Genomic DNA, 23,520 nt, shown 5'->3' on the forward strand with positions numbered 1-23,520 from the left:
TCCGCCCGGTGCGTGAACAGGATCGCGTCGGCATGCGCCATGGCGGGCGCGCCCCCTCCGATCGACCAGCGCGTCGAAAGTGCCGCGCCCCCGGCAAGAGGGCGCGTCCCCGAAACGCAACCGAACACACGTTCCCTGCTGGAGCGTCGCCGCCATATAGGGCACCGTCAGCCGCCCGAACGCCGGCCGTCGGGATGCTTTATCACGACGGCTCAATGGGCTAACGCCGGCCCGCGTCAGCCCTCCCAGTACCCGGCGGGATTCCCCGCGAAAGACCCGATGGCCAAGCCCCAGCCGAAATCCTCCCCGAAGCCCCCTGCCCCGGCCGCCAAGCCGGCTGCCAAGCCGCAGGCCGCGCGCTTCGCCCTGCCGAAGTCCTCGGCGCTCGCGCAGGTGCTGGACGCGCTCAAGCGCGGCGACAGCCCGGTCCTGGCGAACGCCCCGGAGGGGTTCGACGCGCTTGCGGTGGCCGACCTCGCCCGGGCGCTGGCGCCCACCGTCGACGCCCCCGCGGTGCTGGTCCACGTGGCGCGCGATTCCGGGCGCTCGGCGGCGTTCCAATCGGCGCTCGGCTTCGTCGCGCCCGAGATGGACGTGATGAACCTGCCGGCCTGGGACTGCCAGCCCTACGACCGGGTCTCGCCGACCACGGCCACCGCCGCCGCCCGGATGACCGCGCTGGCCCGCCTGGCCCGGACCCGCTCGGCCGAGGACCGCCCGCGCATCCTCTGCACCACGGTCAACGCGCTGGTGCAGCGGGTGCCGCCCCGGGGCCACATCGCCAAGGAGGCGTTCTCGGCCGCGATCGGCAACGTCGTGGCGATGGACGACGTGGTCGCCTGGGTCGAGGCCAACGGGTTCCTGCGCACCGGGACGGTGCGGGACACGGGCGAGTACGCGGTGCGCGGCGGCATCCTCGACCTGTCGCCGCCGGGCCTGCCGGTGCCGATCCGCCTCGACTTCTTCGGCGACACGCTGGAATCGATCCGCGCCTTCGATCCGGAGACCCAGCGCACCACCGGCCAGCTGCGCTCGCTCGACCTGATGCCGATGAGCGAGGTCCAGCTCACCACCGAGACGATCCGGCGCTTCCGCCAGGGCTACATCCAGAGCTTCGGCGCGGCGACCCGCGACGACCGGCTCTACGAGACCGTGAGCGAGGGCCGCCGCTATGCCGGCCTCGAGCACTGGATGCCGCTGTTCTACGACGGGCTCGACACGCTGTTCGACTATCTCGGCGGCGTGCCGCTGGTGTTCGACCCGCAGGTCGAGGACGCCGCCGCCGAGCGGATCAGCCTCGTGCAGGATTACTACCAAGCCCGCGAGGGCGCGATGAAGACGCCCCAGTCCGGCGTCGCCCCCTATAAGCCGCTGCCGCCGCGCGCCCTCTACCTGACCCCGAACGAGTTCAAGGAGCGGATCGCGACCGCGACCGTGGCCCGGCTGACCCCGTTCGCGCAGCCGGATTCCCCCGAGCGCGCGGTGATCGATTGCGGCGCCAAGGCCGGACGCACCTTCGCCCCGGAGCGCGCGAACGAGAGCGCCAGCGTGTTCGACGCGGCGGTGGCCCATATCCGCGACCTCCAGGGATCCGGTCATCACGTGATCCTGGGATCCTGGTCCGACGGCTCCCGCGACCGGCTCTGCGGCGTGCTCACCGACCACGGCCTGAGGAAGCCCGTGGCGATCACCCGCCTGTCGGACGTCTACGCGCTCAAGCGCGGCGCCGATTCCGCCGTGGCGGTCTGGGGCCTGGAGGCGGGCTTCACGGTGGGCGAGCTCGCCGTGGTCTCCGAGGGCGACATCCTGGGCGACCGGCTGGTGCGCCAGAAGCGCAAGGCCAAGCGGCCCCAGGACGTGATCCTGGAGGTGCAGGCGCTGCAGCCCGGCGACCTCGTGGTCCATGCCGACCACGGCATCGGCCGGTTCTCCGGCCTGAAGACGATCCACGCCGCCGGCGCGCCGCACGATTGCCTGGAGCTGAGCTACACCGGCGGCCTGCTGCTGCTGCCGGTGGAGAATATCGAACTCCTGACCCGCTACGGCTCGGAGGATTCGGAGGTCGCCCTGGACCGGCTCGGCGGCGGGGCCTGGCAGGCCCGCAAGGCCAAGATGAAGCGCCGCATCCTCGAGATGGCGGGCGAGCTGATCAAGGTCGCGGCCCAGCGCTTCGTCCGGAAGGCCCCGGTCCTCAAGGCGCCGGAGGGGCTCTACGGCGAGTTCGCCGCCCGCTTCCCGTTCGAGGAGACCGAGGACCAGGCCAACGCCATCGACGCGGTGCTGGACGACCTCAATGCCGGGCGGCCGATGGACCGGCTGGTCTGCGGCGATGTCGGCTTCGGCAAGACCGAGGTGGCGTTGCGCGGCGCCTTCGCGGCGGCGATCGCCGGCAAGCAGGTGGCGGTGATCGTGCCGACCACCCTGCTCGCCCGCCAGCACTTCCGGACCTTCACCGAGCGCTTCAAGGGCCTGCCGATCCAGATCGCCCAGCTGTCCCGGTTCGTCTCGGCCGGGGACATGAAGCAGACCCGGGCCGGCCTGATCGCCGGCACGGTGGACATCGTGGTCGGCACCCACGCGCTGCTGGCGAAGACCATCGCGTTCAAGGATCTCGGCCTGATCATCGTCGACGAGGAGCAGCATTTCGGCGTCGCCCACAAGGAGCGGTTGAAGGCGCTCCAGGCGGATGTCCACGTGCTGACGCTCTCGGCGACCCCGATCCCGCGCACGCTCCAGCTCGCCATGACCGGCGTGCGCGAGCTGTCGATCATCGCGACGCCCCCGGTGGACCGGCTGGTGGTGCGCACCTTCGTGACCCCGTTCGACCCGCTGACGATCCGGGAGGCGCTGCTGCGCGAGCGTTACCGCGGCGGCCAGTCGTTCTATGTCGTGCCCAGAATCGAAGATCTGGCGGACGTGAAGAAATTCCTCGACGCCGAGATGCCGGAGATCAAGGTCGCGATCGCCCACGGCCAGATGGCGGCGGGCCAGCTCGAGGACGTGATGACCGCGTTCTACGAGGGCAAGTTCGACGTGCTGCTCTCGACCACCATCGTCGAATCCGGCCTCGACATCCCCACCGCCAACACGCTGATCGTCCACCGGGCCGACATGTTCGGCCTGGCCCAGCTCTACCAGCTGCGCGGCCGCGTCGGCCGCTCGAAGGCCCGGGCCTACGCGCTGTTCACCACCCCGGCCAACCGCCAGCTCACGACCCAGGCCGAGCAGCGGCTCAAGGTGCTGCAGACCCTCGACACGCTGGGCGCCGGCTTCCAGCTGGCCAGCCACGACCTCGACATCCGCGGCGCCGGCAACCTCCTAGGCGACGCCCAGTCCGGCCACATCAAGGAGGTCGGCTACGAACTCTACCAGCAGATGCTGGAGGACGCGGTCACGGCGCTCAAGGCCGGCATCGAGGACGTGCCCGAGGAGGCGTGGTCGCCGACCATCGCGCTCGGCGCCCCGGTGACCATCCCGGAGACCTATGTCGAGGATCTCGGGGCGCGGCTGTCCCTCTACCGCCGGCTCGCCACCCTCCAGGACGATGCCGAGATGGAGAGCTTCGGGGCCGAGATGATCGACCGGTTCGGGCCTCTGCCGCCGGAGGTGGAGCAGCTCCTCAAGATCGGCACGATCAAGATCCTGTGCCTCAAGGCCAACGTCGAGAAGGTCGAGGCCGGCCCGAAGGGCGTGGTCGTCCACTTCCGGGACAAATCCTACGCCAACCCGCAGGGGCTGGTGGCGTTCGTGGCCGAGCAGGCCTCCTTCGCCAAGGTGCGGCCCGACATGAGCGTCGTGTTCGTGCGCGAGCTGACCACGATCCCGGCCCGGCTCAAGACCGCCACGGAGGTGCTGCGCAGCCTGGTGAAGATCGCCGAGCGGGTGAAGAAGGCGGCGTGAGGGGCGGGGTGGGGACAAGGGCTCCGCCAACGATCCCCCTCACCGTGAGGTGAGCGTGCAGCGGGTCTCGAACGAGGCCGCCAGCCGGCCCCGCGCTCCCGGGGCCCCTCCTTCGAGGGCTCCGGGCGCTTCAGGCTGAGGTGGCGGGTGGGACCGTCGCGTGTTGCGCCTCCCGCCCATCTCTGCTCTCACCGTCGCGAACCCCAGGAGACGCGTGGATGGCAAACCCGGCGCAGGCCACCGGTGCGTCCGGCCCGGCCAAGTCCGAAACGAACGCCTTCCTGACGCCCCTGTTCACCGACCGGCGGGTCGGGGCGGTGCTGGGGCTGGGCTTCGCGCAGGGCATCCCGTTCCTGCTCGTCTACGCGACGCAGTCGGCGTGGCTCGTCCAGGCCAAGGTGCCGCTGGCGACGATCGGCCTGATGAGCGAGCTGACCATCGCGTACAAGCTCAAGTTCCTCTGGGCGCCGTTCCTCGACCGGCACGACGCGCCCCTGCTCGGGCGCTGGCTCGGGCGGCGGCGGGGCTGGATCGTCGCCACGCAGATCCTGGTGGCGCTGGCGCTCGCCGGGGTGGCGTTCGGCGATCCGGCGCATTGGCTCGGCTGGACGGTGGCGTTCTCCCTGGCGCTTGGGGTGGCGGGCGCGACCCAGGACGTGGTGATCGACGGCTGGCGCATCACCGCGGCGCCGCCCGAGCGGCAGGCGCTGATGTCGTCCTGGTCGGAGATCGGCTACCGGGTCGGCAACCTCGCGGCCGGCGCCGGCGCCCTCTACCTGTCCGACGCCTACGGCTGGCGCACCGCCTACCTGTGCATGGCGGTGCTGCTCGCCCCCGGCACGATCGCGGCGCTGCTGGCCCCCGAGCCCCCCGCCGCGCCGCTGCCGCCCGGCGGCTTCGTCGAGACCGTCTGGGCGCCGATCCGCGACCTGCTGGCCCGCCTCGGGCCCCTGGCGGTGCCGGTGCTCGCTCTGGTGGCGGGCTTCCGGATGCCCGGCTACGTGTCGAGCACCATGGCGATCCCGCTGTTCAAGACGCTGGGCTACACCAACACCGACATCGCCACGGTGACCAAGCTGTTCGGCTTCTGGATCGCGCTGGGCGGCACCTTCCTGGCGAGCGGGATCATCCCGCGGATCGGCATGATGGCGAGCCTGCTGATCGGCACCGTGGTCGCCTCCGCGTCGCATCTCGCGCTGGCCTACCTCGCTTGGCACGGCGGCCATGGCGGGGCGGCGTTCTGGACCTTCGCGGTGACGGTCGGGATCGACGGCTTCGCCTACGCCTTCGCGTCGATCGTGCTGATCACCTACATGTCCCGGCTCGCGGCCACCGAGCACGCGGCCAGCCAGTACGCCCTGCTGACCTCGCTCTGCGCCCTGCCGGGCAGCCTGCTCGCCGGGCTGTCGGGATTCGTCATCGAGCAGACCGGCTTCACGTGGTTCTTCGTCGGCACCTCGCTGATCGGCGTGCCGGTGGCGCTGCTGTGCCTCCTGGTGGCGCGCCGCCACGGGCCCATGGAGGCGCCGGCCGGGTGACGGCCCGCGGACGCGTGCGCGATCTCCACAGTCTTCGCGCGCCGGCGACCGGTTTTCGGGGCGCGTGTGCGGTGTTCCGCACGCCGTCCGAGCGTGTTCCAGGGCGGTGCGTCCGACGTCGCCGGCTCTTTAGCCAAGATTAACCACGCCGAGGCCTAATGGGCTGGACGGTTGATGTCCTCCCCAGACGGGCAGCCCAGGCCACGTGCGCGGAAAAAGCCTCCGCGGGCGAACGGCGACGGCTGCCATACGGGGAAGCGCGTACGCGAGTTCCCGCATGGCCCAGGTTGCGTATTCCCGACCCGCGTACCGCGACGCGGCCCCTCTCCTGGCCTCCGTGCCGGCGCCCTACCCGCGCCTCGTCTATGAGGCGGCCTACGCGCCCCCGGGCCGGGCCCCCTACCCGAGCGCCATGCGGCGCGCCCGCCGCCGCGCCCGGCTGACGGCGCTGATCTCGCTGGCCGCCCTGTCCATGGCCGGCTGGACCGTGCTGACCCTGCCGCACGGCCTGCCGACCACTTGGTCGACCGCTTGGCCGACCACCCGGAGCGAGACCGCCCCTGCCGCCGAGGCACAGCCCGCCCCCGCATCCCGGCCCGCGCCGCGGCCGAGCATTGCCTGGATGCTCGATCCCAGCCCGGCGCTCGGCTCCGGCGCCGCCACCGCTTTCGGGGCGCCGCCCCCGGCCGCGTCCTTCCAGGTCGCGGTGGCCGAGCCGTCCCCGGCGGTCCGGGAGATCGCCCAGAAGGTCGCCCGCAAGGTGGTCCAGGCCCGGATGGCGTCCGCCGAGCCGGCCCCGATTCCCGTCGTTCAGGCCCCGATCACGCAGGCCACCGCCGCGCCGTCCAGGGCGCCGGTCCGGATCGCCGCCGCCGAGCCGCCGCCCGCCGCCCGCGTGCCCAATCTCGTCCCCTTACCGGTCGCCCGGCCGTCCGAATTGCGGCGCCCGGCCGCGGTGGCCGCGATGGCCCCGGCGCCCCGGGTGGCGGCCCGCGCCCTGCCCCGCACCCGCGACGTGTTCCGCGCCGCCATGGCGGAGGAGCCGTCCTTCCTCGAGACGCTGTTCGGCGTCGGCGCCGCCGCGCCCCGCGCGGAGTCGCGTCAGGCGCTCGCCTATGCCAGCCCGGACGCCCTGCCGCAGGAGGCGCCGCGCACCCGGATCAGCGCCGCCCCGGACTCGGTCGCCGGCACCGCCGTCTACGACATCACCGCCCGCACCGTGACCCTCCCCTCCGGCGATGTGCTGGAGGCTCATTCCGGCCTCGGCGAGGCCATGGACGACCCGCGCTACGTCCACCTGCGCATGCGCGGCTCGACGCCCCCCGGCACCTACGACCTGACCGAGCGCGAGCGCCTGTTCCACGGGGTCCGGGCGATCCGCCTCAACCCGGTCGGCGGCAGCGCCGCGATCCACGGCCGCGATGGCCTGCTCGCCCACACCTACATGCTGCGCCAGCCCGGCGCCTCGAACGGCTGCGTCTCGTTCCGCGACTACAACCGCTTCCTGCAGGCGTTCCTGCGGGGCGAGGTCCGCCGCCTCGTGGTGGTGGCCGGCAAGAGCGGCGATTTCTTCGGCAGCCGGGTCGGCATGGCCGACCGCCCGGGCCGGCGGGGCTGACGCGCGCACGTCGTAGCGGGGATCGCGGGCCGGTCTCCCGATCGCACCACGGCCGGGAACGGCTCCGGGCGGCTGCCCCGAAAGTCGGAGGGGGCTTGGACGGCCAGCGCCTTTACGCGCCGCCCCAAGCCTGCCTTAACGGGCCAGACGCCAAGCCCGTTACAAGAGGCCCATCATGAAACTGCCCCGCCGCTTCTTCCAGCCCCTCGCCACCGGCGCGCCGGCCCCGTTCCGCGAGCTGCCGGTGCGGCTGGAGCGGATGATCCACTTCGTCCCGCCCCACAACGACAAGGTCCGCGCCCGGGTGCCCGAGCTCGCCGGCACCGTCGACGTGGTGCTGGGCAACCTGGAGGACGCGGTCCCGGCCGACCAGAAGGAGGCCGCCCGCAAGGGCTTCGTCGCCATGGCGCAGGCGACCGACTTCGCCGCCACCGGCACCGGCCTCTGGACCCGGATCAACGCCCTCAACTCGCCCTGGATCTTGGACGACCTGTTCACCATCGTCGCCGAGGTGGGATCCAAGCTCGACGTCGTGATGGTGCCCAAGGTCGAGGGGCCGTGGGACATCCACTACGTCGACCAGCTGCTCGCCCAGCTCGAGGCCCGGCACGGGGTGACCAAGCCGATCCTGATCCACGCGATCCTGGAGACCGCCGAGGGCGTGGCCAACGTCGACGCCATCGCGTCGGCCTCGCCGCGGATGCACGGCATGAGCCTCGGCCCGGCCGATCTGGCGGCCTCCCGCGGCATGAAGACCACCCGGGTCGGCGGCGGCCACCCGGATTACCGGGTGCTCAGCGACCCCGCGGGCGACGCGCCCCGGGCCACCGCCCAGCAGGACCTGTGGCACTACACCATCGCCAAGATGGTCGATGCCTGCATGGCCAACGGCATCAAGGCGTTCTACGGCCCGTTCGGCGACTTCTCCGACGGCGATGCCTGCGAGGCGCAGTTCCGCAACGCCTTCCTGATGGGCTGCGCCGGCGCCTGGACGCTGCACCCGAGCCAGGTGACGATCGCCAAGCGGGTCTTCGCCCCCGACCCCGCCGAGGTGGCGTTCGCGGCCCGCATCGTCGCGGCCATGCCCGACGGCACCGGTGCCGTGATGCTCGACGGCAAGATGCAGGACGACGCCACCTGGAAGCAGGCCAAGGTCATCGTGGATCTGGCCAAGCTGGTCGCCGCGAAGGATCCGGAACTGGCGGCGGTGTATCAGCTGGGGTAGCCCCCTCACCCCCCGAACCGCGCCCGATACTCCTGCGGCGTCGCCGCCACGTGCCGCAGGAAGCTGCGCCGCAGGGTCTCCTCGGAGCCGAAGCCGCAGGTCCGGGCGATGCGCTTCACCGGCTGCGCGGTCTCGGCCAGCGCCCGCCGGGCCGCCTCAATCCGCAGGCGCTCCACGGCCTTGGCCGGGGTGAGGCCGGTCGCCTCCCGGTAGTGCCGGCTCAGGCTGCGTTCGCTCATCCCGGCGGCCTCCGCCAGGGCCGGGAGCGACAGGTCCCCCGACAGGTTTTGGGCGATGAAGGCGTGCAGGGCGGCGAAGCGGTCCTCCCCGGCCTGCAGGGCCAAGGCCGCGCTGAACTGCGCCTGCCCGCCGGGGCGCTTCAGGAACATCACGAGGTGGCGCGCCACCGCCAGGGCGAGGTCGCGGCCGAGATCGGCCTCGACCAGGGCTAGCGCCAGGTCGATCCCCGCGGTGACGCCCGCGGAGGTCCAGACCGGGCCGTCCTGCACGAAGATCGGGTCGGGCTCGACCCGGGCCAGCGGATAGCGTCGGGCCAGGGCACCGCAATGCTTCCAGTGGGTCACGGCCCGCCGCCCGTCCAAAAGCCCGGCGGCCCCGAGCAAAAAAGCCCCGGTGCAGACCGAGGCGACCCGGCGCGCCCGCCCGGCCCGGTCCCGCGCCCAGGCCACCAGCGCCGGGTCGGCGCAGGCCGCCGTGACGCCGGGCCCGCCCGCGACGATCAGGGTGTCCACCGGCGCGCCGCACTCCGGCAGCGGCTCGGCCACCAGCCGCAGGCCGGCCGAGGCGGTGAGCGCCCCGTCGCCGGCCGCGATCACCCGCGGCGCGTAGGGCGCAAGCCCGCCGCTCAGGTCGTTCGCGGTGGCGAAGACCTGGAGCGGCCCGGCGACGTCGAGCAGTTGCACCGCCGGGAAGGCCAGCAGCTCCACGGCGCGCGGGAGATCTGGCGAGAAACGAGGGGTCTTTGGCATCTCGGCCAGACCGTGCCGCGGTAAGGTCTCCCTGTCCAGCACGGAGGCCCGCATGATTCCCCCCGAGACCCACCTGCAGATCGGTTCGCTCCTGTTCGAGGGGCTCGACCAGATCGACCTCACCGGGCCGTTCGAGGTTCTGTCGCGGATCCCCAATTCGACCTACCGGATCTACGGGCCGAGCCTGGACCCGGTGCGCGACGTGCGCGGCCTCCGGATCACCCCCGACGCCACCCTGGCGCAGGCGCCGCGCCTCGACGTGCTGCACATCCCCGGCGGCCAGGGCCAGGAGGCGCTGATGCGCGACGCCGCCGTGCTCGGCTGGATCCGCAGCCAGGCCTCGGGCGCCTCCCACGTCTTCTCGGTCTGCACCGGCGCGCTGCTGCTCGGGGCGGCGGGGCTGCTGGTCGGGCGGCGGGCCACGACCTACTGGAACGCGGTCCACCTGCTGCCCTGGTTCGGCGCGGAGGCGGTGGACGCGCGGGTGGTGATCGACCCCGATGCCGACGGCCGCACCTGGCTGTTCGCGGCCGGGGTCACCGCGGGGATCGACGGCGCGCTACAGCTCGCGGCGGAGCTGCGCGGCGACGATGCCGCCCGGCTGATCCAGCTCGGCATGCAATACGCCCCCGAGCCGCCGTTCGACAGCGGCACGCCCGGCAGCGCCCCGCCGGCGATCCTGGCCCGGGCCCGGGAGGCGGCGGCCGGGATCACCGCCCGGCGCGAGGCCACCGCCCGGGCGATCGCGGCCGAACTCGGCATTTCAGATCCCGAGATCCACGACTTGCCAAATCGCACGCCGGTCACCGGGAGATGACGCCGGCCCGGTGACACGACTCGGCATCGGTCCTATCTGTCCGCTCTGGGCGGGCAGAGTCATGACGGACGTAACACTGAGAACCGCGAAGTTCGCGATCGGCGCCGTGGTGCGTCACAGGATCTACCCGTTCCGGGGTATCGTGTTCGACGTCGACCCGGTGTTCGACAACACCGAGGAATGGTGGCTGGCGATTCCCGAGGATGTCCGGCCGCGCAAGGACCAGCCGTTCTACCACCTGCTCGCCGAGAACGCCGAGACCGAGTACGTCGCCTACGTGTCGGAGCAGAACCTCCTGCCCGACACCTCCGGCGAGGCGCTGCGCCACGCCGGCATCGCCGAGATGTTCGAGCGCGACGCCGTGGGCGGCTACCGCGTGCGCGACCGCGTCCGGAACTGATTTTTTTGCAGGTCTTCGAAGGAGCCGGCCGGCACGCCGTGCCCGGCCCCGGACTCGTGGGGTCCGGTCGGTTGAGGCTGTGCTTCCCAGGTCCGGGCTCGCAAGCCTTTGGCGGAGCCCGGACGCTTGGCGCCGGCGATCGCGCATGAAAAAGGGGCCGGCCCTCGCGGTCCGGCCCCCGATCTCAATCCGCCGGGGCGTTACTTCGCGGCCGGAGCGGGCGCGGCGCCGGCCGCCGGCGCGGCGTTGCCCTGCTGCTCGAGCTTCTTGCGCATGTCCTCGGAGCGCTTCTCCAGCTCCGACTGCAGCTTCTTCTGCTGCTCTTCCAGGACCTTCGGGTCGATGGCCGGGCCGTCGAAGGCCTTGCCGAAGCCGGCCAGCGGCACCGCGAAGGTGACTTCGCGCTGGGTCTGGTTCTGGACCGAGACGTTGAGGCTCGTGCCCTTCTTCATCGCGGCGACGACGCCGGCATCGACGCCGCCGGCCTCGGCGAAGCAGCCGTTCGGGAAGCAGACCGCGAAGCGGCCCGGGGTCGCGGCCTGGCCGTCGACGTTGAAGCGGATGCCCGGCTGCAGCAGCAGGCCGAGCGGCAGCAGGTAGCGCACCACGCGGACTTCCTGCTTCTGCGCGGCGTTCTTCATCTCGTAGACGGCCACCGCCAGCACGGGCTGGCCCTGGTCGGACACGAAATCGCGCGTCGTGTAGCAGATGTCGGTGCCGGAGCCCTGGTCCTTGCCGCAGACCTTGGTCCAGTCGGCCTGGCTCGGCTCGGACTTCACGGTCACGATCTGGGGACCGGCCTGCGCGGCGCCGCCGGCGGGGGTGTTGGCGGCCGGAGTGTTCGGTGCGGTGGGGGCGGGCGCGGTCGGCGCGGGGGCCGCGGGCTTCTTCGCCTGGGACAGCGCCGGGGCGGCCGCGAGGCCGAGGCCCGCAAGGCCGAGGAGGGCGGCGCGTGCCAGCGTCGCGGGGCGGGTGAAGGACATCGGCTCTGACCCCTTTGAAGAAACGTGGTGTGGCTTGCGGAATGCGGAGCCGGCCTGACGGGCTGGTCCGCCGGACCGCCCGGGCACGCACCGCCGTGGCGTGCCTCCCGGGGCTCCGGATGAATCGGTCCGACCATCGGGCGAGGATGGGCGCCTCATGCGCGCATCGCCCGCCCCAGCGACCGGGCGGCCTGCCTGTCCCCTCCGAATGAGGCGAAGGCATGACACCACGGCATCGAGCGCCCTCGGAGCGCGTCGTGCCGCAGCGGCCTCCGATAGGCTCCTGCCTCCCCGGCCGCAAGCGCGACGTTGGCCGCGCCCGCGTGCACGGCCCCCACGCGCCACCGTGATCCGGACGTGTGGCGCGGCGACAGCCTCGCCCAAGGGCTGGCGACAGCCTCGCCCAAGCGAGCCGATTTCAAGTGAGCGCATCTTAGGCGCGGGTTAACCATGGCCGGCCGACCATGCGGATGGATCTGCGGTTTGAGCGGGGGTCGGATTGAGCGCGTTCGCGGTGGCGGAGAGGACGGCCGACGCCGCGCCGGACGCGTCCGCGCGGTCCGGCGGGCTGTCCGCCAGCCTGTTCGCGGCGGCTCGGTCCGGCCCGCAGCGCACGGCCCTGCGTGATTCGGGGGACCGGGCGGCGTGGTGCGGGCGCCCGCCGATCACCTGGACCTACGCGGCGGCGGCGGAGATCGTCGGCCGGCTCGCGCGCGGGATCGGCGCCTGGCGGCTGCCCGCGGGCAGCCGGGTCGGCCTGTGGTTCTCCGGCGGCGCCGAATCGGCCCTCGCCCACCTGGCCGTCGAGGCGGCCGGCCACCTGCCCTGCCCGATGCCCGCCCTCTGGGATGCCGGGCAGCTCTCGGCCGGGATCGCGTCCGCCGGCCTGGTCGCGGTGCTGACGGAGGGCCGCCGCGGTGCGCGCCGTCCGGCCGAGGACCTCGCCCAGGCGGCCATGGGCCATTTCGGCCTGCGCTACCTCGCCGCCTTCGGGCCGGGCGTCCCGGACGGCGTGATCAGCCTCGACGCGATGGCTCTGGAGCGCGGGGTCGTCGAGCCGGTCGCGAGCCGCGGCCTCGTGACCTTCGCGGCGGCCGACCCGACCCGGCCGGTCTACCGCAGCGCGGCAGCGCTCGCCGCGGCGATCGACGTCCACCTCGACGTGCTGCCGGTGACGGCGGACGAGCGGATCCTGACGCTCCTGCCGGCCCACGACCTGCGCGGACTGGTCACCGGCCTCGGCGCGGCGCTGGCGGCCGGGGCCAGCCTCGAGACCGTGATTCCCTTCGACGAGGCGGGGTTCCGGGCCGGCCTGATGCGGCCGGTGCCGACGCGCCTCGTGGTCCCGTCCCTGATCGAGGCGGCGCTCGCCGCCCTGCCCCTGCCCTGGACCGTGCGGGCCCTCCACGTGGTCCACCGGGCGCCCACGCACCTGATCCCGGGCCCCGTCGCCGAATCGGCCGGCCCGCGCCGCCTCGATTCGCTGGTGTTCGACGAAGACGTAGTCCTCACGCGACCGGGCGGCCGCGACCTCGCCGCGACACTGGCCCATCCGGAGCGGGCGCCCCTGCCCCGAGCGCTCCTCGATCTCGCATTCCTCGATCGCGGCCCGGTTTATCGGGGCCTGGTTTATCGCGGCTTGGCCTGCGCGGCGGCGCCCCTCCCCCGTGGCGGCGTTCCCGACCTGGACCCCCAGGATTGGCGGAACTCGGGCTACCGGCCGGTCTCGGCCGGCGGGACCGTGACCGGTGTCGAGACCGCCTGACCGGCGGACGGCATTCGGTTCATCCAGCGCTCAGGCACGACGGATAATCTCGCACGCGCACACAACCGGACGGATCCGATCCGCTTCTTCGCGGGTTTCGCTTCGGATTGTGGTTCTGGCTATCTTCCCAAGCCACGCTTCATGAGGTACCGCTCAAGCCTATGGGTGCGCTGCAACAAGTGCTCGTGGTCGATGACGGTGTTCGCGCCGTGGACCGGTCCCTTTCGGGCGAGCTGGCCAACCTCGGCTACGCGAGCGTCACCGCCTCGATGGAGGCGGCGGACGATGTCCTGGCCGTGATCGCCCGCCCCGCGGCGGTGCTGCTCCAGGCCCCGACCCGTCGGGACCCGGCCTACGCCCGCCGCGCCGCACGCCTGCGCGCGCAACTGCGGGACCGCGGCATCCCGGTCCTCCTGATCGGCGACGCGGCCGAGGGCCGGGCCGGCGGCCCGGTCGACCTCGCCACCCGTCTCGGCGCCTACGTGGCCGCCCAGCCCGACCTCTAAGCGATAAGTTTTCGTTCAAAGCTCCGCCGCCCTAGCGGGTGCCGCGAGGCAACCTTAGGTCGCGCGCCGTCCCGGAGTGCAGCGCAGCACTGGGTCGCTGCGCTGCGCGCCATGACGGCCTTGGACGATCTGCCCGGACGATCGTGTCCGATTCGGCCAAGGGCCCACGGCGCGTCATCGGCGGCGATTGGAAGCGCGCTCAGCGCGCGCCGCGCATCAGTTCCGGCGCGCCGAGCCGCGGCAGCACGCCCTCGCGCATTACGATCCGCCGGAGCGGACCGAGATGCGACATCGCCAGCAGTCCCAGGCCCCGCAGCGCGTCGACCGGAACGAGGTCGGTGAGCAGGCTTCGGTTCAGGAGGTCGACCGCGGCCGTGCGGGCCGCCGCGTCGAGGCGGCGGCTCCGGGCGTAGCCGTCGAGTACCGGCCGGCCGCCGGGGTCGCGGCCGTCCCGGGAGGCGGCGACCAGCAGGTCGCGCAGGGCGGCCGCGTCGCGCAGGCCGAGGTTCAGCCCCTGTGCGCCGATCGGCGGGAAGACGTGGGCTGCCTCGCCGACGAGCGCCAGCCGCTGCGCCACCGGGCTCGACACGGACAGGCCGCGCATCGGCACGAGGCCCCGGGGGCCGTCGATCCGCATCGCGCCGAGCATCGCCCGGGCCTGGCGCTCCACCGCCTGGCCGAGGGCGGCGTCGTCCAGGGCCGCGAGGCGCCGCGCGGCGCTCTCCGCGGTGACCCAGACGAGGCTCGACCGGTGGCCGCCCGGCAGCGGCACCAGGGTGAACGGGCCGGAGCGGGTGTGGAACTCGGTGGAAACGTCCCGGTGCGGGCGGTCATGCGCCAGGATCGTGGTGATGGCGCTCTGCGGATAGGTCCAGTCGCGCACGCGCACGCCGCTGGCGGCCCGGAGCGGGGAGCGCGCCCCGTCGGCACCCACCACCAGACGCGCCGCGACCGTGCCGCCATCCGCCAGGGTCAGGCGCGAGACCGCCTCGCCGGGGGCGGCGCCGGCCGCATCCGCCTCGACCAGGGTGAGATTCTCTTGGGCGCGGGCCCGGATGCGCAGGCTCTCGACCAGGCGGGCGCTCTCGACGTTCCACCCGAAGGCGTCCAGCCCGATCTCGGCGGCCTGGAAGCGCACCGGCGGCGGCCGGAACAGGCTGCCGGTGTCGTCGATGATCTGCAGGGTGCAGAGCGGGCTGGCCTGCGGCGCCACCGCCTCCCAGGCGCCCAGCGCCTCCAGGAAGCGCACCGACCCGTCCAGCAGCGCCACGGTGCGCCCGTCCGCCACGGGGGCGTGCCGGCCGACCAGGGCGGTCCGGATGCCGGCCTGGGCGCTCGCCAGCGCGGCGGCGAGCCCCGCGGCTCCCGCGCCCACCACGGCGACGTCGAAAGGTATATTCGCCACTTCTGACATGCTGCCCGACGCGATCCTTTGAACCGCCTGCGCCCATGATCCGGGTCGCATTGGCGGTCTCGGCCGATTCGTCCCTATGGGACAGATCCTATCTGAGTCTTGCAGTCACCCTGCCAATCCCGGCCGGCGCCGCCACGGCGCCGCAGCCCACCGAGCGATTGGCCTGCCCGGTGAGTCTCCGTTCGCAGAACAACGTTGACGTGAGGCCGGGGGTCTACATTTCTGTGGACTTCCACGAACCTGTCGGACGTCCGATATCCGCACGAACGCGAGCGAACTCCGCAGGCTCCTCGCCGCGAAGGGATGCACGTTCGAGAACCACACGGGCGGCTCGGGCCATCTCACGGTCCGGCGTGGCGATCGGGTGTCGCAGATCCCGATGCATGGCGGCCGGAAGGAGCTCGGCACGGGGCTCGTCAACCGCATCCTTAAGCCGTTGGATCTCAAGTGACTGGCTACATCTTCGATCTCGAACCCGACGACAACGGGACGTATCTCGCCACCTGTGCGGCCTTTCCCGAGATCACCACGTATGTCGAGGATCCGGCCGCCCTTCCGATGAACGGCTTAGGTGCCCTTGAGGAAGCCCTGGCGGCGCGCATCGCGCGCGGTGTGGACATACCCGCACCGGCGCGAGTGGAGGCCGACGAGGCTCCCGACACCTGGGATGGACGCATCATCAGGGCTTGGGTCAAGCTGCCATTGCAGACCGACCTCAAGGTGATGCTGTACCGGATGCTGCGGAGCAAAGGCATCACGCGCGCCGAGCTGCAGCGCCAGCTCGGCTGGAACCGGGAGAGCGTCGACCGGCTGTTCCGGCTCGATCATCAGACCCGAACGGCACAGTTCGACGCTGCCTACCGGGCGCTCGGTTGCGAACTGAGCGTGCAGAGCGTGCCGGTGTCCTGAGCGCTGCGTCTTCGCTTCGTCCGAGCGCGCCGTTTCACCCGAGGAACGCCGACAGCTCCGAAAACACCTCCTCGGGCCGCTCCTCCTGCAGGGTATGCCCGCAATCGAGCGCCCGGCCCGAGACGGCTGTGGCCTTCTCGCGCCAGGTCTCCAGCACGTCGTAGGTCTGGCCGACCACGCCCCGCGCCCCCCAGAGGGCGAGCAGCGGCGCCGTGATCCGCGCCTCCGAATCGGCCGCGTCGTGCTCCAGGTCGATGCCTGCCGCCGCCCGGTAATCCTCGCAGATCGCGTGGCGGCAGGCCGGGTCACTGTAGCAGCGCAGGTATTCCGAAAAGAGGTCCGGCGGGGTCGAGCCGGAGGTCTTGGACTGGCCCTCGACGTGGTGGCGCAGGAAGTATTCCGGGTCCGCGCCGATCAGGGTTTCGGGAAGCGGATGCGGCTGGATGAAGAAGAACCACCAGAAATAGCGCGTCGCGAAGGCCTTGTCGGTGCGGGCGTACATCGTCGCCGTGGGGGCGATGTCGAACAGGGCCAGGCGCTCGACCCGCTCCGGATGGTCCAGGGCCAAGCGGTGGGCGACACGGCCGCCGCGGTCGTGGCCGACCACAGCGAACCGGTCGTGGCCGAGCGCCCGCATCACCGCCACTGCGTCCGCCGCCATGGCGCGCTTGGCGTAGGCGGCGTGGCGCTCGCCGCCCGGGGGCTTGTCCGAATCGCCGTAGCCACGCAGGTCCATCGCCACGATGGTGCGGCGCTCGGCCAGGCGCGGGGCGACGTGCAGCCAGGTCGACAGCGTCTGCGGGTGGCCGTGCAGCAGCAGCACCGGCGGCCCCGAGCCGGCCGAGCGCGCGTGGATCGTCACGCCGGGTGCGGTCTCGATCCGGTGCCGGTCGAAGCCCGGCAGAAAATCCGTCGCCATGCGAGTGGGTCGCCTCCGTGTCGCGAACGCGTGTGCCGTGAGCCCAGGTGCCATGCGCCCGTGCGCCCGTGCCTTGCGCCGCACTGGCGCGCCGGCATGCACCGGATGATAAGGCGGCTCCGGCACGATGTCCGCCGAGCCACCATGACAGATGCACGCGCGCCTCAGGACGCCGCCCCCCGGGATGCGGCCGTGAACGACCCCGACGCCGCGGAGGCGCCGGAGGGCGTCCGCGCGCCGCTGCTGCGTCCGAGCATCCTCGATCCCCTGTTCGCCCCGGCCCGCGCCCTGCCGGGCGTCGGTCCCAAGATGGCGCCGCTGATCGAGAAGCTGCTCGGCACGCCTGAGCGGGAGGCCCGGATCGTGGACCTGCTGTTCCACCTGCCCCAGGGCGGCGTCCCGCGCCGGCTGATGGGCTCGGTCAGCGAGGCGCCCGTGGGCGAGCCGGTGACCGTCGGGGTCACCGTGGTGGCCCACCGTCCGGCCCAGATCGGATCGGGCAAGCGCCCGCACCGGGTGCTGGTGGAGGATTCCACCGGCGACATCTCCCTGGTGTTCTTCGGCATGCCCCGCGCCCGGGTGGAGAAGATGCTGCCGCTGGGTGCGCATCGCTACATCACCGGCCGGATCGACCTGTGGGACGGCACCCGCCAGATGGTCCACCCGTCCCGCATCGTGGACGAGGCGGGCTTGGCCGAGCTGCCTGCCGTCGAGCCGATCTACGGCGCCACGGAGGGGCTGACCTCCCGGGCGATCAACAAGCTCGCGGTGGCGGCCCTCGATCGCCTGCCGACGCTGCCCGAATGGCAGGATCCGGCCTGGCTGGAGAAGAACCGCCTGCCCGCCTTCGCGGATGCGCTCCGCGTGGAGCACCGCCCCGACGAGCCGCTGCCGAAGGCCGAGGATCCGCTCCAGCCGCCGCCGGCCACCCCCGCACGGCGGCGGCTGTCCTACGACGAATTGCTCGCCTCGCAGCTGGCGCTCGCCCTGATGCGGGCCCGCCAGCGGCGCAAGGCCGGCCGGGTCAACGCCGGCGACGGGGCGCTGAGCGGGCGCATCCGGGCCGCCCTGCCCTTCGCGCTCACCGGCGCCCAGGCCCGGGCGGTGGTGGAGATCCGCGAGGATCTCGCCGCCCCGCGCCGGATGCTGCGCCTGCTCCAGGGCGATGTCGGCTCGGGCAAGACCGCGGTGGCCCTGCTGGCCATGGCGTCGGCCGTGGAGGCCGGGCGGCAGGCCGCCCTGATGGCGCCCACGGAGATCCTGGCCCGGCAGCATTTCGACCGGCTCCAGCCGCTGGCCGGCTCCCTACGGCTGCGCCTGATGACCGGCCGCGACCGGGCCGCCGAGCGCAAGAGCACGCTCGCCGCCCTCGCGGCGGGCGAGATCGACATCCTGGTCGGCACCCACGCGCTGTTCCAGGAGGCGGTGACGTTCCGGGACCTCGGTCTCGCCGTCGTGGATGAACAGCACCGGTTCGGCGTGCACCAGCGCCTGGCGCTCGGCGCCAAGGGCGAGGCGGTGGACTTCCTGGTCATGACCGCGACGCCGATCCCGCGCACGCTGGCGCTGACCTTCTTCGGCGACATGGACGTCTCGGTCCTCGACGAGAAGCCCGCCGGCCGCCAGCCGATCCGCACCATCACCCTGCCGACCGAGCGGATCGACGAGGTCGTGGCGGGGCTCGCCCGGGCGATCGCCACGGGGGAGCGGGTCTACTGGATCTGCCCGCTCGTAGAGGAATCCGAGTTCATCGACCTCGCCGCCGCGGCCGAGCGCTTCGACGACCTGAAACAGCATTTCGGCGACGCGGTCGGGCTGATCCACGGCAAGATGCCTGGGCCCGAGAAGGACGCCGGCATGGCCCGGTTCGCCGCTGGGGACACCAAGGTCCTGGTCTCGACCACGGTGGTGGAGGTCGGGGTCGACGTGCCCGAGGCGACCATCATGGTGATCGAGCATGCCGAACGGTTCGGCCTGGCACAGCTGCACCAGCTCCGGGGCCGGGTCGGGCGCGGCTCCAAGGCGTCGTCCTGCCTGCTGCTCTACCGCGGGCCGCTTGGGCAGGTGGCGCGGGCCCGGCTCGAGATGATGCGCGACAGCGAGGACGGCTTCCGCATCGCCGAGGCCGACCTGAAGCTGCGCGGCGAAGGCGAGGTGCTCGGCACCCGCCAGTCGGGCCTCGCCGCGTTCCGGCTGGCCCGGCTCGAGAGCGACGGCGACCTGCTCGTGGCTGCCCGGGACGACGCCCGGATGATCGTCGAGCGCGATCCCGGCCTGAGGAGCCCGCGCGGCCAGGCGCTGCGGGTGCTGCTCTACCTGTTCGAGCGCGATGCCGCGATCCGATTGATCGGGGCCGGCTGAACGGCCCGGGTGGGACGTGGCTTTCCTGAACGGCGCGTTCAGGAAAGCCCACCGTTCAGGAAAACGCCACCTTGGCCCTGCACGCCCGGGAACAAACCGCACGAAACCGCCTGCTGATGCACGCGGAGCACGTAATGCGGAGAAAATCTCTGTTTCAGAAGGACTTGTGCTGAGCTGCGGGCGGGCCGGGGCCGGCCTCACGGCGGCGGGAGATCGCGTAGACATGCGCCTTGACCTTGCATCACCCACAATCGTCCCTTAACTGTAGATGAACGAATGGCCCGGTAAGCCGGGACATCACGGACGAATCTGGAGGACGGACATGTCGAACGGACTGTTCCAAAACCTGCCGGGCTCCCACGAGATGGCCGGTATCCAAGCCTTGCCGACCGAGCCCTGGTTGTTGCCGATCTCGGACGGTGCCGTCGCAGCGGTGACGAAGACGTCGGAGGATCTGCAGGCTGCCGTGCGGCGGGCCGCGCGTCCGTTCTGGCTCGCTGCCAACGGGATCTGCATCGCGCTGGGCTTGGCCCTGACCATGCAGTGCGCCACCGGTTGGGCCCCGACTCCGACCCGCAGCGCCGTCACGGTCGCCCAGGCCACGCCGCCGACCATCGCGCCGCAGACGGCTTCGCTGCAGCGCTGAGTCACACGATCTCAGAATGAGCGACGGATTTCAGGGCCGGCCCGCGCGTGCGGGGCGGCCCTTTCGGTTGGGCCTCACGCGTCCTGCGGCTCCCGGTGGGCCGCCGGGTCGCCTGCCTGCTGCGCCGTCCGCAGGGACGCCGCCATGGCATGAAGCCGTCCCTGCGGGTCCTCCGGCTGGATCACGCCCGCCGACATCACCAGCTTGGCCGCGTCGTCGACACTGATATGCAGTTCCACCACCGCCGAGCGCGGCAGGTAGAAGAAGAAGCCCGTGGTCGGGTTGGGCGCGCAGGGCAGGAACACCCCGACCATCTCGTCGGCGCCGGCGGCGTTCCGGGCCTGCAGCGCGCCCTCGACCTCCGGGGAGGCCGGAGCCGACAGGAACACCACCGACCACGTGCCCTTCACCGGGAACTCGACCAAGCCGACCGTGCGGAACGAGGTGCCGTTGGCCGAGAACAGGGTCTCGAAGATCTGGCGCAGGCCCTTGTACAGGCCGGAGATCACCGGGGTGCGGGCCAGCAGCACCTCGCCGAACTCGATCACCGAGCGACCGACTAGGTTCGCCGTGAGGAAGCCCAGCAGCGTCACCGCCAGGAACGCGATGACAAGGCCGAGGCCGGGGATCGAGAACGGCAGGTAATGGTCCGGCAGGTAGTTCGCCGGCACCAGCGGCTTCACGAAGGAATCGATCAGCGCGATGAACCACCACGTGATGTAGGCGGTGATCGCCAGCGGTCCGGCCACGATGATGCCGGTGAGGAAATAGGTGCGCAGCCGCCCCCGCGCGCTGACGCGCGTCTTCGGGGTGGCGGGGCCGGGCGCGGATGCGTCGGGCTCGGGAGCCTGAATCGGCGGGGAACTCGGCGCCACGGGTGCCCTCTCGGCCGCTCGACCTGCGGCGATCCTGCCTGGGGGCGATCGGTCCCCCGAAGGCACAGGTAGCGGCTGCGCTTGTCCGCCTCAAGGGCGATAGCCGCGTGCGGCCTCGCCGCCTGACCGTCCGGTGGCCGAGCCATGACCGAAATTTCACGCAACGGCCGCCCCCGGCAGGCGGTTGTTCCGGCAGTCCCGACGGCGCGCTGAAGACGACCGACGCCGGCCGCCGACGCCCACCGGGCCAGACCGGAATCCTGACATGACCAGACTGAAGACGCTGGCGGCTGCCCTGGCCGCATCGACCTTGCTCGCCGGCGCGGCCGCGGCCGCCGACCAAGCTGCGCAGCCGGACCGCACGGCACCGCACGTGACCGGCGCGCTGCAGAAGCAGGCCGCCGCGGAGGCCGGCAAGCTGTCGACCGACGGCATCGACGCCTATCGCGACGTCCACCTGGCGCGGCTCGCGATCTACGAGGCGAAGCCCGAGCAAGCGCGGATGTTCGTCAGCCACGCCCAATCCGCACTGGAGAAGTCCAAGACCGATTCCACCGCCTTCACGAAGGCCGAAGCCGACCTCAAGCCGCCGTCCGGCATGCGCACGGCGGCCACGATGGCAGGGGGTGCCCCGGCGGGCGACGCCGCGATGGGGCAAGCGGGCGCCAAGGACACGCCGCCGGCGAAGGCCGGGACCGCGCGCGCGACCGAATCGGTCACGTGGTTGCCGGTTGACGCGCAACTGGTCCTGGCCGACGACTTCGTGGCCCGCACCAAGGATCAGTCCGCCGCGATCGACGAAGCCAACCACAAGCTGCGGGCCGGAGATCGAACCGGCGCGGTCGATCGGCTCAAGCTTGCCGGCGTCGATGTCGATTTCACCATGGCGGTGGTGCCGCTGGTCAAGACCACCCAGGACGTCGATCAGGCCGCCAAGCTGATCGCCGACGGTCAGTATTACCAGGCCAACGTTGCGCTGAAGCAGGTCGAGGACGGCGTACGCTTCGATACGATCGACGTGACCACGGTGCCGAAAGCGGCTGCCGCGCCCAAGCCGGAGGCTGGACACGCCACGGCCAGCACCGCCAAGTCGGCCGCGCAGTGAGGCGGGGCGGCGGGCTACGGGTCTGCCGCTGCAACCTCGCCGCTACCGCTCGGACGGGGACGTCGGATAGCGGGTGCTGGCATCGCGTCCCGGGGGATCACCGCGCCGCGATGCCCGATCACGGCGCCTGCTAGGCGGTGCGCCTCGGCGGCGGAGGCCTCCGGGGGCAGCCCGGCAATGCGTGCCGCGAGGTAGCCAGCCGCGAAGCTGTCGCCCGCGGCCGTCGTGTCGACCACCCGGTCCACCGGGCCGGCCGGCACGTTCGTGTCAGACGTCCCGTCCAGCACCCGGGCGACCGGGACCGAGCCGTCCGCGGTCTTGAGCACGATCTCGGCACGGCCACGGTAGCGCAGCACCTCCTCTTCCCCCGCCTCGCCGAACAGCCAGTCCAGGTCCTCCACCGAGGCGAAGATCAGGTCCGCCTGCGCCAGGGCCTGGCGGAACGCCGCCCGAGCCACGTCCCGGTCCGGCCAGCCGCGGGGCCGGTAATTGGTATCGAACGCGACCCGTCCGCCCCGGGCGCGCAGGGTCGCCAGGGTCTCGGCCAGGGCGGCGCGGCCGGCCTCGCCGTAGAGCGACAGGCTGATCCCGGAGACGTAGACGAGGTCGTCGGACTCCAGGGCGGCACGCGTCTCGGCCGCGCCCGGTTCCGAGAACAGGTCCCGCGCGGCGGCGCTGTCGCGCCAGTAATGGAAGCTGCGTTCGCCCGCGTCGTCAGTGCGGATGATGTAGAGCCCCGGCATCCGGCCCGGCAGGCGGCGGACCCGCTCGAGGCCGATACCCTCGCGGCCCCAGGCTTCCACCATCGCGTCGCTCCAGGTGTCATCTCCCAGGGCGGTGACGTAATCCACCGTCACGCCGAGGCGGGCGAGGTAGAGCGCGGTGTTGAGCGTGTCGCCGCCGAAACCGCGGACCAGGCTCCCATCCGGCCGCTCCGACAACTCGACCATGCACTCCCCGACGCAGGCGACCCTCATGCGGCTTCTCCGTGTGCGGAGCCTCGACCGGGCCGGTGGACGACCGGACCCGTCCGGCTTGGCCTATCGATCGCGCGGCCGCCTCGTGGGCTCGTATCCTTTTGAAGTATAGCCCTCATCGACCCCCGCCGGTATCCGGTTTTCGCGCGTCGCGCGCAGTCTTCCAGCGCGCCGTCCTGAATTGTCGGACGTCATTGACCGTCTCGGAATTTTGAAGATCCGATTCGAACATATTGGAACGTTGAGGGCCACTGGCTCCGGCCCGGCATCAACACGAACTCGTAATAGGGTAACGAGGATGGCTACTTCGCAGAGGGTATCCTCCCGTACGACCTGACGTCGGCCGTCAGCGTCGGTATCGGCGGCCGCCACTGGCGAATGCAGACCGGTTCGGTCCGTATCAGCTCTCGTTCTCCCCCGGAAGCTCGACCGAATTCGAGACCGACCGGTGCAACGCCTCCGCTCAGATCGCCTACGAGCTGTCGGATCTGGGGCTCGGCGGATCGGACGGTCCGCCGGTTCTGGTTCACACGGACCTATCTGCGCCGGGTCGAGGTTTGGGAGCAGTGCCTT

At 72.2% G+C, this 23,520-nt stretch carries 19 protein-coding genes; 13 read left to right on the forward strand and 6 right to left on the reverse strand.

Features of this window, described 5'->3' with window-relative positions; genetic code table 11:
• Window positions 1-279 precede the first annotated feature (279 nt).
• The 4 genes from mfd (at window position 280) to ACYQPG_RS18795 (ending at window position 8,281) form a co-directional block, all read left to right on the forward strand.
• Window positions 280-3,900: a transcription-repair coupling factor gene (mfd, locus tag ACYQPG_RS18780; protein WP_461231457.1), complete on the forward strand. Its 3,621-nt coding sequence runs from the start codon at window positions 280-282 to the stop codon at window positions 3,898-3,900.
• 218 nt (window positions 3,901-4,118) lie between these two features.
• Window positions 4,119-5,438: an AmpG family muropeptide MFS transporter gene (locus ACYQPG_RS18785; RefSeq protein WP_461231458.1), complete on the forward strand. Its 1,320-nt coding sequence runs from the start codon at window positions 4,119-4,121 to the stop codon at window positions 5,436-5,438.
• Window positions 5,439-5,715: 277 nt separating this feature from the next.
• Window positions 5,716-7,056 (forward strand): DUF2778 domain-containing protein, encoded by a 1,341-nt coding sequence (locus ACYQPG_RS18790; RefSeq protein WP_461231459.1) that lies wholly within the window; start codon window positions 5,716-5,718, stop codon window positions 7,054-7,056.
• 175 nt (window positions 7,057-7,231) lie between these two features.
• Window positions 7,232-8,281, forward strand: a complete 1,050-nt coding sequence (locus tag ACYQPG_RS18795) for an HpcH/HpaI aldolase/citrate lyase family protein (RefSeq protein WP_147857554.1) — start codon at window positions 7,232-7,234, stop codon at window positions 8,279-8,281.
• A 5-nt stretch (window positions 8,282-8,286) separates the two neighbouring features.
• Here ACYQPG_RS18795 and ACYQPG_RS18800 read toward each other — a convergent pair whose 3' ends face one another.
• Entirely contained in the window at window positions 8,287-9,270 is a 984-nt protein-coding gene (locus ACYQPG_RS18800) for a GlxA family transcriptional regulator (protein WP_461231460.1), read from the reverse strand.
• Between the two features lie 52 nt (window positions 9,271-9,322).
• Here ACYQPG_RS18800 and ACYQPG_RS18805 point away from each other — a divergent pair, with 52 nt between their 5' ends.
• Window positions 9,323-10,087, forward strand: coding sequence for a DJ-1/PfpI family protein (locus ACYQPG_RS18805; RefSeq protein ID WP_147941825.1), 765 nt, complete (start codon window positions 9,323-9,325; stop codon window positions 10,085-10,087).
• Between the two features lie 61 nt (window positions 10,088-10,148).
• Window positions 10,149-10,487, forward strand: a complete 339-nt coding sequence (hspQ, locus tag ACYQPG_RS18810) for a heat shock protein HspQ (protein WP_147909570.1) — start codon at window positions 10,149-10,151, stop codon at window positions 10,485-10,487.
• Window positions 10,488-10,687: 200 nt separating this feature from the next.
• Here hspQ and ACYQPG_RS18815 read toward each other — a convergent pair whose 3' ends face one another.
• Window positions 10,688-11,470: an invasion associated locus B family protein gene (locus ACYQPG_RS18815; RefSeq protein WP_461231461.1), complete on the reverse strand. Its 783-nt coding sequence runs from the start codon at window positions 11,468-11,470 to the stop codon at window positions 10,688-10,690.
• Between the two features lie 514 nt (window positions 11,471-11,984).
• Here ACYQPG_RS18815 and ACYQPG_RS18820 point away from each other — a divergent pair.
• Window positions 11,985-13,235, forward strand: a complete 1,251-nt coding sequence (locus ACYQPG_RS18820) for an AMP-binding protein (protein ID WP_461231462.1) — start codon at window positions 11,985-11,987, stop codon at window positions 13,233-13,235.
• Window positions 13,236-13,396: 161 nt separating this feature from the next.
• On the forward strand, window positions 13,397-13,741 hold the full coding sequence (locus ACYQPG_RS18825) for a hypothetical protein (protein WP_147899101.1): 345 nt from the start codon (window positions 13,397-13,399) through the stop codon (window positions 13,739-13,741).
• 199 nt (window positions 13,742-13,940) lie between these two features.
• Here ACYQPG_RS18825 and ACYQPG_RS18830 read toward each other — a convergent pair whose 3' ends face one another.
• The gene (locus tag ACYQPG_RS18830; RefSeq protein WP_147938566.1) at window positions 13,941-15,155 is read right to left on the reverse strand and encodes a UbiH/UbiF family hydroxylase; all 1,215 of its coding nucleotides are present in this window, start codon (window positions 15,153-15,155) and stop codon (window positions 13,941-13,943) included.
• Window positions 15,156-15,411: 256 nt separating this feature from the next.
• Here ACYQPG_RS18830 and ACYQPG_RS18835 point away from each other — a divergent pair, with 256 nt between their 5' ends.
• Window positions 15,412-15,606 carry a type II toxin-antitoxin system HicA family toxin gene (locus ACYQPG_RS18835; protein ID WP_147938635.1) on the forward strand — a complete coding sequence of 65 codons (195 nt, stop codon included), beginning with the start codon at window positions 15,412-15,414 and terminating at the stop codon, window positions 15,604-15,606.
• Window positions 15,603-16,064 carry a type II toxin-antitoxin system HicB family antitoxin gene (locus ACYQPG_RS18840; protein WP_147938567.1) on the forward strand — a complete coding sequence of 154 codons (462 nt, stop codon included), beginning with the start codon at window positions 15,603-15,605 and terminating at the stop codon, window positions 16,062-16,064. The genes ACYQPG_RS18835 and ACYQPG_RS18840 overlap by 4 nt, the downstream gene beginning before the upstream one ends.
• A 34-nt stretch (window positions 16,065-16,098) precedes the next feature.
• Here ACYQPG_RS18840 and ACYQPG_RS18845 read toward each other — a convergent pair whose 3' ends face one another.
• Window positions 16,099-16,983: an alpha/beta fold hydrolase gene (locus ACYQPG_RS18845; protein WP_147938568.1), complete on the reverse strand. Its 885-nt coding sequence runs from the start codon at window positions 16,981-16,983 to the stop codon at window positions 16,099-16,101.
• Window positions 16,984-17,127: 144 nt separating this feature from the next.
• On the opposite strand from ACYQPG_RS18845, the gene recG reads away from it, so the two are divergent.
• Both recG and ACYQPG_RS18855 read left to right on the forward strand, forming a co-directional pair.
• Window positions 17,128-19,344 (forward strand): ATP-dependent DNA helicase RecG, encoded by a 2,217-nt coding sequence (gene recG, locus ACYQPG_RS18850; RefSeq protein ID WP_246692635.1) that lies wholly within the window; start codon window positions 17,128-17,130, stop codon window positions 19,342-19,344.
• Window positions 19,345-19,666: 322 nt separating this feature from the next.
• A complete protein-coding gene (locus ACYQPG_RS18855) occupies window positions 19,667-19,990 on the forward strand; it encodes a hypothetical protein (protein WP_147938569.1) in 324 nt (107 codons plus the stop codon).
• Window positions 19,991-20,064: 74 nt separating this feature from the next.
• Here the strand turns inward: ACYQPG_RS18855 and ACYQPG_RS18860 are convergent, their stop codons facing one another.
• Window positions 20,065-20,865: a DUF502 domain-containing protein gene (locus ACYQPG_RS18860; protein ID WP_147938570.1), complete on the reverse strand. Its 801-nt coding sequence runs from the start codon at window positions 20,863-20,865 to the stop codon at window positions 20,065-20,067.
• Between the two features lie 265 nt (window positions 20,866-21,130).
• Here ACYQPG_RS18860 and ACYQPG_RS18865 point away from each other — a divergent pair, with 265 nt between their 5' ends.
• Window positions 21,131-21,970 carry a YfdX family protein gene (locus ACYQPG_RS18865; RefSeq protein WP_147938571.1) on the forward strand — a complete coding sequence of 280 codons (840 nt, stop codon included), beginning with the start codon at window positions 21,131-21,133 and terminating at the stop codon, window positions 21,968-21,970.
• A gap of 14 nt (window positions 21,971-21,984) precedes the next feature.
• On the opposite strand, the gene ACYQPG_RS18870 is transcribed toward ACYQPG_RS18865, so the two are convergent.
• Window positions 21,985-22,947 (reverse strand): sugar kinase, encoded by a 963-nt coding sequence (locus tag ACYQPG_RS18870; RefSeq protein WP_147938572.1) that lies wholly within the window; start codon window positions 22,945-22,947, stop codon window positions 21,985-21,987.
• Between the last annotated feature and the right edge of the window lie 573 nt (window positions 22,948-23,520).

It is taken from the genome of Methylobacterium sp. CM6246, assembly GCF_054818005.1.

Bases quoted from the DNA above. Each gene is read 5' to 3' on its own strand.
- ACYQPG_RS18795 (WP_147857554.1), top strand. From the start codon at position 7,232: ATGAAACTGCCCCGCCGCTTCTTCCAGCCCCTCGCCACCGGCGCGCCG.
- ACYQPG_RS18830 (WP_147938566.1), bottom strand. From the start codon at position 15,155: ATGTCAGAAGTGGCGAATATACCTTTCGACGTCGCCGTGGTGGGCGCG.
- ACYQPG_RS18855 (WP_147938569.1), top strand. From the start codon at position 19,667: ATGTCGAACGGACTGTTCCAAAACCTGCCGGGCTCCCACGAGATGGCC.
- ACYQPG_RS18870 (WP_147938572.1), bottom strand. From the start codon at position 22,947: ATGAGGGTCGCCTGCGTCGGGGAGTGCATGGTCGAGTTGTCGGAGCGG.
- ACYQPG_RS18790 (WP_461231459.1), top strand. From the start codon at position 5,716: ATGGCCCAGGTTGCGTATTCCCGACCCGCGTACCGCGACGCGGCCCCT.
- recG (WP_246692635.1), top strand. From the start codon at position 17,128: ATGACAGATGCACGCGCGCCTCAGGACGCCGCCCCCCGGGATGCGGCC.
- ACYQPG_RS18815 (WP_461231461.1), bottom strand. From the start codon at position 11,470: ATGTCCTTCACCCGCCCCGCGACGCTGGCACGCGCCGCCCTCCTCGGC.
- ACYQPG_RS18785 (WP_461231458.1), top strand. From the start codon at position 4,119: ATGGCAAACCCGGCGCAGGCCACCGGTGCGTCCGGCCCGGCCAAGTCC.
- ACYQPG_RS18805 (WP_147941825.1), top strand. From the start codon at position 9,323: ATGATTCCCCCCGAGACCCACCTGCAGATCGGTTCGCTCCTGTTCGAG.
- ACYQPG_RS18800 (WP_461231460.1), bottom strand. From the start codon at position 9,270: ATGCCAAAGACCCCTCGTTTCTCGCCAGATCTCCCGCGCGCCGTGGAG.
- hspQ (WP_147909570.1), top strand. From the start codon at position 10,149: ATGACGGACGTAACACTGAGAACCGCGAAGTTCGCGATCGGCGCCGTG.
- ACYQPG_RS18845 (WP_147938568.1), bottom strand. From the start codon at position 16,983: ATGGCGACGGATTTTCTGCCGGGCTTCGACCGGCACCGGATCGAGACC.
- mfd (WP_461231457.1), top strand. From the start codon at position 280: ATGGCCAAGCCCCAGCCGAAATCCTCCCCGAAGCCCCCTGCCCCGGCC.
- ACYQPG_RS18825 (WP_147899101.1), top strand. From the start codon at position 13,397: ATGGGTGCGCTGCAACAAGTGCTCGTGGTCGATGACGGTGTTCGCGCC.
- ACYQPG_RS18865 (WP_147938571.1), top strand. From the start codon at position 21,131: ATGACCAGACTGAAGACGCTGGCGGCTGCCCTGGCCGCATCGACCTTG.